The organism is Mesorhizobium sp. (assembly GCF_005063415.1).
GTDB lineage: Bacteria > Pseudomonadota > Alphaproteobacteria > Rhizobiales > Rhizobiaceae > Mesorhizobium.
This window is the reverse complement of the sequence record NZ_SUEG01000210.1, coordinates 1-6,929: the sequence shown is the minus strand read 5'-3', so window position 1 is coordinate 6,929 and position 6,929 is coordinate 1. Positions and strand designations below refer to the sequence as shown.

Genomic DNA, 6,929 nt, shown 5'->3' with positions numbered 1-6,929 from the left:
CTCCCCCCTTGAGGGGGAGATGGCCGGCAGGCCAGACGGGGGTGCTGTCCCGCCAACGAACGACGATTGGAGCACCTTCTGATGGCAACCCCGCTCGTTGTCTCCGATGTCGCGAAGAGCTTCACCATGCATCTGCGCGACGGCATCAAACTGCCGGTGGTCGCCGGTGTCTCGTTCGCGATCAGGGCCGGCGAATGCTCGGTGCTCGGCGGCCCGTCCGGCGCCGGCAAGAGCTCGATCCTGAAAATGCTCTACGGCAATTATGCCGTCGACGCAGGCCAGATCATCGTCCAGCACGAGGACGGGCTGATCGACCTAGCTTCGGCCAGCCCGCGCACCGTGCTAGCTGTGCGCCGGCTCACGATCGGCTATGTCAGCCAGTTCCTGCGCACTGTACCGCGCGTCTCGGCGCTCGATGTCGTGGCCGAACCGCTGGTCGAGCGCGGCGAAGAGCGCGAAGTAGCGCGCGGCAAGGCGCGCGCCTTGCTGGCGCAGTTGAACCTGCCGGAGAAGCTTTGGGCGCTGCCGCCGGCGACGTTTTCCGGCGGCGAACAGCAGCGCGTCAACATCGCGCGCGGCTTCATCACCGAGCACCCGATCCTGCTGCTCGACGAGCCGACCGCTTCGCTCGATGCCAGGAACCGCGACGTGGTGATTTCCCGGATCGCCGCCAAGAAGGCGGCGGGCGTCGCTTTGCTCGGCATCTTCCACGATCACGACGTGCGCGAGGCTGTGGCCGATCGCGTCATCGACGTGACCGCCTTCGCCGCGGGGAAAATCGCCGCATGACGAGGAAATTGTCGGAGGCGCCGCTGGTCCACGAGACGGCGGAAGTCGAGAACTCGACGCTAGGCCGCTGGACTGAGATCGCCGAGCGCAGTCGTGTCTCGGAAAGCATTCTCGGCGACTATTCCTACATGATGCAGGACTGCGCCGTCTGGTGCGCGACGATCGGCAAGTTCGCCAACATCGCCGCCAGCGTCCGCGTCAACGCCACCAATCATCCGACCTGGCGACCGACGCTGCATCACTTCACCTACCGCGCCTCCGACTATTGGGACGACGTCGAGCACGAGAGCGAATTCTTCGCCCAGCGCCGCGCCAAACGCGTCACCATCGGCCACGACACCTGGCTCGGCCACGGCTCGACCATCCTGCCCGGCGTCACCGTCGGCGATGGCGCGGCGGTCGGTGCCGGGGCGGTCGTCTCGAAGGATGTGGCCCCCTACACCATTGTCGGCGGCGTACCGGCCAAGCCGATCCGCGAACGCTTCGACCGCCGCACTGCGGAACGCTACCAGGCGCTCGCATGGTGGGACTGGGACCATGCAAGGCTGCGCGTCGCGCTCGACGATTTTCGCGCGCTTTCGGCGGAAGCGTTTTTGGAGAAGCATGGCGGCTAGCGAATGGTGAATTGTGAATGGTGAATGGCGGCAGAGAATAGGCTTCGAGGCTCAGGGACGCCTTCTTTATCGCCATTCACATTCACCATTCACCATTCACCATTCACACCCCTGACACATGACTCGGACAGGACGCGGTCTCTTCCTCTGGAGATCGCAATGCCTGTTTCCATCAAACCGTCACTCTCCGGATTCTTTGCGGGCTCGAATCCGGCCCCTCCGCTGCATCTAGGCACGCGCTACGACACTGCGGGAAATTTTCTCTTCGAGCCCGGCAACACTGTGGTCTGCCATCTTGCCGGCGGTGCCGCCTCGGAAGCGGCGGTCATCGACGTTCGCGAGCAGATGCGCGCAATGCCAGACGCCGATCGGCTTGCTTTCACTACGGTTTCCAGCCTGCACATGACGCTCTTCCAGGGCATCATCGAACATCGCCACCGCCTTCCCTACTGGCCGCAGGACGTGCCGCTCGACACCAGCATTGACGACATGACCCGCCTCTATCGGGAACACTTGAACGGCTTCGAAGGCCGCAGCGCCTTCAAGATCAAGGTCGTCGATGTCGTGCCGACCGGCTTGACCGTTGCCGGCGCAACCGATGAGGACGTGCGCATTATGAACGCCTGGCGCGATGCCTTGTCGGTGCCGTTCGGATACCGGCACCCTGATCACGATGCTTACGTCTTCCACATCACTTTCGCCTACCAGATCCGTCGTCTCGACGACGAAAGGGCATCCGCGTGGCGGGATCTGTTCGACGATTGCCTCTCGCTGTTTGCCCGGCAGGCTCCGGTGATCGAGCTGCGGCCACCCGCCTTCTGCAGCTTCAGGGACATGGAGCATTTCGAGGAGCTGCTGGTGCTCGGCTGATCCCATGCCCGCCGCCCGGACAGCGGCGGTTTGGATGAACTCCCTTCCCCCGCTCGACGTGCCTGTGGGCGGTAACAAAACTGACATCAATCCGACACCGCAGGTTCATGCGGCTGCGCTAGCGAGAGTTAACAGACCTTCAATTGCGACTGGACGGGAGCCTGCACCATGTCAGCTACGCTCGAAATCCGCGGCGTCACCCGACGGTTCGGCAAGAACACCGCCGTCAGCAATGTTCACATCTCCATTCCGCAAGGCCAGATGGTCGGCATCATCGGCCGCTCCGGCGCCGGCAAATCGACGCTGCTGCGCATGATCAACCGCCTCATCGATCCGAGCCAGGGATCCATCCTGTTCGACGGCGTCGAGGTCTCCAGGTTGCGCGGCTCGCCGCTCCGGCGCTGGCAGCGCGACTGCGCCATGATCTTCCAGCAATTCAACCTGGTGCCGCGCCTCGACGTGCTGACCAATGTGCTGCTCGGCCGGCTCAACCACCGCTCGACCCTGTCCAACCTGTTCGGCATGTTTTCCCGCAGCGAATGCGCCGAGGCGGTTGCAGCCCTCGAGCGCCTCGACATCGCCCGCACCGCGCTGCAGCCTGCTGGCACCCTTTCCGGCGGCCAGCAGCAGCGCGTTGCGATTGCGCGTGCCATGATGCAACAGCCGAAGGTCATCCTCGCCGACGAGCCGATCGCCTCGCTCGACCCGCTCAACGCCAAGGTGGTGATGGATTCGCTGCAGGACATCAATTTGCGCGAAGGCATCACCGTCATCACAAATCTGCATACGCTTGATACGGCCCGCACCTACTGCAACCGCATTATCGGCATGGCCGCCGGCAAGGTGGTCTTCGACGGCCCGCCCGAAGACCTCAACCGCGAGGCCGTGCGCATGGTCTACGGCGCCGACAGCAATGGCGGCGAAATCTCCGAGGCCATCACCTCGACCAGTGTCGCCGTCAAACAGAAGATCGCTGCATCCGCCGGACCGCTCGAGCCAGCGTTTCCTGGTTACTGAGAACGGCCTGATCGCTCGCCCGCGTCAAAGGCACTCGTCAAAAATTCGAACGCTACCGGCGCGAGGCCGGGACCAACAGGAGAGAGATAATGTTCAGGAAGATGGTTTTCGGCGCGGTTTCATTGTTCGCCATCGCGGCAAGTGCCGCTCACGCCCAGGATATCAAGGAATTCCGCGTCGGCATCCTTGGTGGTGAAAACGAAGCGGACCGGCTGCGCAACTTTCAGTGCCTCGCCGATCATCTGAAGACCGAATTCGGTTTCGAAAAGGTCTCGCTGTTCCCGGCTGCCGACTATGACGGGGTCATCCAGGGCCTGCTCGGCGGCACGCTCGATTTAGCCGAGCTTGGCGCGTCAGGCTATGCCAGCGTCTATCTCAAGGATCCGAACGCCGTCACCCCGATCCTCACCACCCAGCAGACCGACGGCGCGACCGGTTATTATTCGATTGGCCTGGCGCTGAAGTCGTCCGGCATCACCGACATCAAGTCGGCAAAGGGCAAGAAGCTCGGCTATGCCGACCCGGATTCGACCTCCGGCTATCTGATCCCGCTGACCCAGATCCCGAAGGACACCGGCGCTTCGAACGAAACCTTCTTCGCCTCGACGCAGTTCAATGGTGGTCACGAGAACAACGTTCTCGCCGTCCGCGACGGCAAGGTCGACGTGGCGGTTGACGATTCTTCGGGCATCGGCGACTTCAAGAACGGTTACACGTCCGGCACCTTCCACAAGGAAGTCGCCAAGGGCGCCGTCGACCCCAACGACTTCGTCGAAGTCTGGCGCTCCGGCCTGATCCCGAACGGCCCGCTGGTCGTGCGCACCGCGCTCGGCGGCGATATGACTGCCAAGCTCGCCAACTTCTTCACCAGCCTGCCGGCTAAGGACAAGCCCTGCTTCGAGGCCATCGAAGGCGGCGATTTCACCGGCTACGTTCCGGTGAAGCCGGACTTCTACAGCGTCATCGTCGAAGCCCGCAAAGCCGCGATCGGCGGCTGACGACAATTGCGGAAAGGGCGGCGTCCATTAGAGCGACGTGCGTCCAGTTGGACGTACAAAGTACGCTCTAACACTTAGATGCCGCATCGTGCTTTCCGAAAGTCGAACTTCGACTTTCGGGCCGATGCGGTCGAGTCCGCTCGTGACCCCGTATGACCTTCGCCGCTACAATTCGTTCAGACGCGGTCCGGCAGGCAGCAGACGCCTGGCGACGCCAGACGTCCTTGCGCCGGTTCTACACGGCGCTCGGCATCGGCTTACTGCTTGTCGCCATGTGCACAGCCATGTGGTTCGCCGACGAGGCCAATGCAGGACATTTCTTCGAGCGGCTGCCGCACATACTGGATTTCCTTAGTTGGCTTGTTCCCAAGGACTGGAACGACGTCTGGCGGGCGCTGTTCGACATCGCATCGCCGCACGACAAGGGCAGCCAGGAGTTCAACTTCCCGCTTGGCCGCGTCTATCTCTGGGGCGGCTTTTATCTACCCGAATATTTCGAGCTGATGCTCACCACGCTTAACGTGGCGCTGGTTTCCACTTTCATCGGCTTCGTCCTTGCGGTGCCCTTCTCCTTCATCGCGGCGCGCAACTTGACACCCAGTCCGGTGCTCAGGCTCGTCGTCAAGCGCTTCATGGAACTGCTTCGCGCCTTCCCGGAGATCGTCATTGCCGGCCTGTTCGCAGCCATCCTCTCGACCGGCCCGGTCGCAGCCATCATCGCCATCGGCCTGCATTCGATCGGCGCCCTCGGCAAGCTCTTCTACGAGATCAATGAAAACATCGACATGCGCGCCGAAGAAGGCCTGCGCGCGGTCGGCGCCAACTGGTTCGAGCGCGTGCGCTTCGCCGGCCTGCCGCAGGTGCTGCCCAATTTCATGTCCTACACGCTGCTCAGGATCGAGATCAATGTGCGTATCTCGACCATCATCGGCGCGGTCGGCGGTGGCGGCATCGGCGAGGAACTGAAGCTTTCCATCTCGCGCGGTTTCGGCGCCAAGACGCTGGCATTGGTGCTGCTGCTGTTCACGACGATCTTCCTCGTCGACCAGTTTTCCGCCTGGCTACGCCGCAAGCTCGTCGGCGAGCAGGCATTCATGATGGGCGCCTGACCATGATCCCAAAAAGTGGATTCCGGTTTTTGGAAAAGATCATGGCAAATCAACAAGAAGACTGCCCATGGCCGCGTTGACGACGGATGAGATGCAGGCGATCGAGGAGCGCTTTCCCCAAGTGTTCCGGCGGCCCCTGTACAAACGCTTCGGCCCGCTGGTCCTGTTCGCCGGCATCCTGCTCTACCTCCTCTACGCCTTGTGGTTCTTCAGCCTGCCGCAAGTGCTGAGGGAATCGCACTGGGAGCGCCTGCCGCTCTTCCTGACGCAATGGATCAGCTACGATCTGCAGCCGGAATTCCGTCTCGACCAGCCTCAGATCACGCCCAAATACCCGCGGTTTTCCGCACTTGGCGAAGACCCTCATCCCGATTGGGTCATCACCAATGCCAACGGTTCCTACACCGTCCTGATCGACGGCCGGGCCAAATCGGTCACCTTCGATAAGGCCGAGGCGACGCTCGTCGCCAATGGCCAGGCGGTGCCGGTGTCGTTGACCAGCGGCAAACCGGTAATATCCGGCCCGGTGCCGGAGTGGATCACTGCGCACGACGATGAGATCGTCGCCAGGATGGGCTTTGCCGGCGAGGTCCGAATAACCGCCGATCGCGTCAAGGTCCGCAAGCGCTTCCTCGGCTGGGCGAATTTCGTCTTCGACACACGCTCGCCCTTCTTCGGCAAGTCGCCCGGCGAGGTGGTCTCGTTGCTGATGTCCGGACCCCAGCTCAAGCCGGGCACATCAAACATTGCGCTGGCCGCCGACAATATCTGGAACAACGCCCAATGGCAGCATGGCGACGTCTGGACGAAGCTGTTCCAGACCATCGTCATGGCGTTTCTCGGCACCTTGCTCGGCGGCATCGTTGCCTTCCCGCTCGCCTTCTTCGCCGCCCGCAACATCACCCCGAGCGGCCTGCTTAGCCAGGTGCTAAAGCGGTTCTTCGATTTCATGCGTTCGGTCGACATGCTGATCTGGGCGCTGTTCTTCACCCGCGCCTTCGGCCCGGGCCCGCTTGCCGGCAGCGCCGCGATTTTCTTCACCGAGATCGGCACGCTCGGCAAAGTCTATTCGGAAGGCCTCGAGAACATCGACGACAAGCCACGCGAGGGCATCCAGTCGACCGGCGCCAACGGCTTGCTGGTGCAGCGCTATGGCGTGCTGCCGGAAGTGATCCCGGTCTTCATCAGCCAGACACTCTATCAGTGGGAATCCAACACCAGGGGCGCGACGATCATCGGCGCCGTCGGTGCAGGTGGCATCGGCCTGAAGCTCTGGGAGGCGATGCGCACCAACTCCAACTGGGCCAATGTATTCTACATGGTGCTCTTGGTCCTGCTCGTCGTTTTCATCTTCGACAACATTTCCAATTTCCTGCGCCGCCGCATGAGCAGGACGATCCACGACTACAACCGGATCCAGGCCGGCCAGGGCTGACTCATCCCTGCGGCGAAATCTCGCGAGAGGTGGGCGGGCCAGCACCCCCCTCTGTCCTGCCGGACATCTCCCCCGCAAGGGGGGAGATCGGATGTCA

7 protein-coding genes are annotated in these 6,929 nt (G+C 62.5%); all 7 read left to right on the top strand.

The features are described from left to right. The first annotated feature begins 81 nt into the window (after nt 1-81). Nucleotides 82-789: a phosphonate C-P lyase system protein PhnL gene (gene phnL, locus E5W70_RS29825; protein ID WP_292664874.1), complete on the top strand. Its 708-nt coding sequence runs from the start codon at nt 82-84 to the stop codon at nt 787-789. After that, entirely contained in the window at nt 786-1,403 is a 618-nt protein-coding gene (locus tag E5W70_RS29820) for a DapH/DapD/GlmU-related protein (protein WP_292664873.1), read from the top strand. Before phnL ends, E5W70_RS29820 begins: the two co-directional genes overlap by 4 nt. Nucleotides 1,404-1,562: 159 nt before the next feature. Continuing rightward, nucleotides 1,563-2,273: a DUF1868 domain-containing protein gene (locus tag E5W70_RS29815; protein WP_292664872.1), complete on the top strand. Its 711-nt coding sequence runs from the start codon at nt 1,563-1,565 to the stop codon at nt 2,271-2,273. 168 nt (nt 2,274-2,441) lie between these two features. Then, nucleotides 2,442-3,290 (top strand): phosphonate ABC transporter ATP-binding protein, encoded by an 849-nt coding sequence (gene phnC / locus E5W70_RS29810; protein ID WP_292664871.1) that lies wholly within the window; start codon nt 2,442-2,444, stop codon nt 3,288-3,290. 89 nt (nt 3,291-3,379) lie between these two features. Continuing rightward, on the top strand, nt 3,380-4,288 hold the full coding sequence (phnD, locus tag E5W70_RS29805; RefSeq protein WP_292664870.1) for a phosphonate ABC transporter substrate-binding protein: 909 nt from the start codon (nt 3,380-3,382) through the stop codon (nt 4,286-4,288). A gap of 152 nt (nt 4,289-4,440) precedes the next feature. Then, nucleotides 4,441-5,397, top strand: a complete 957-nt coding sequence (gene phnE / locus E5W70_RS29800; protein ID WP_292664869.1) for a phosphonate ABC transporter, permease protein PhnE — start codon at nt 4,441-4,443, stop codon at nt 5,395-5,397. Between the two features lie 67 nt (nt 5,398-5,464). Next, nucleotides 5,465-6,832 carry a phosphonate ABC transporter, permease protein PhnE gene (phnE, locus tag E5W70_RS29795; RefSeq protein WP_292664868.1) on the top strand — a complete coding sequence of 456 codons (1,368 nt, stop codon included), beginning with the start codon at nt 5,465-5,467 and terminating at the stop codon, nt 6,830-6,832. The last annotated feature ends 97 nt before the right edge of the window (nt 6,833-6,929 follow it).

Bases quoted from the DNA above. Each gene is read 5' to 3' on its own strand.
- phnE (WP_292664868.1), top strand. From the start codon at position 5,465: ATGGCCGCGTTGACGACGGATGAGATGCAGGCGATCGAGGAGCGCTTT.
- phnE (WP_292664869.1), top strand. From the start codon at position 4,441: ATGACCTTCGCCGCTACAATTCGTTCAGACGCGGTCCGGCAGGCAGCA.
- E5W70_RS29815 (WP_292664872.1), top strand. From the start codon at position 1,563: ATGCCTGTTTCCATCAAACCGTCACTCTCCGGATTCTTTGCGGGCTCG.
- phnC (WP_292664871.1), top strand. From the start codon at position 2,442: ATGTCAGCTACGCTCGAAATCCGCGGCGTCACCCGACGGTTCGGCAAG.
- phnD (WP_292664870.1), top strand. From the start codon at position 3,380: ATGTTCAGGAAGATGGTTTTCGGCGCGGTTTCATTGTTCGCCATCGCG.
- phnL (WP_292664874.1), top strand. From the start codon at position 82: ATGGCAACCCCGCTCGTTGTCTCCGATGTCGCGAAGAGCTTCACCATG.
- E5W70_RS29820 (WP_292664873.1), top strand. From the start codon at position 786: ATGACGAGGAAATTGTCGGAGGCGCCGCTGGTCCACGAGACGGCGGAA.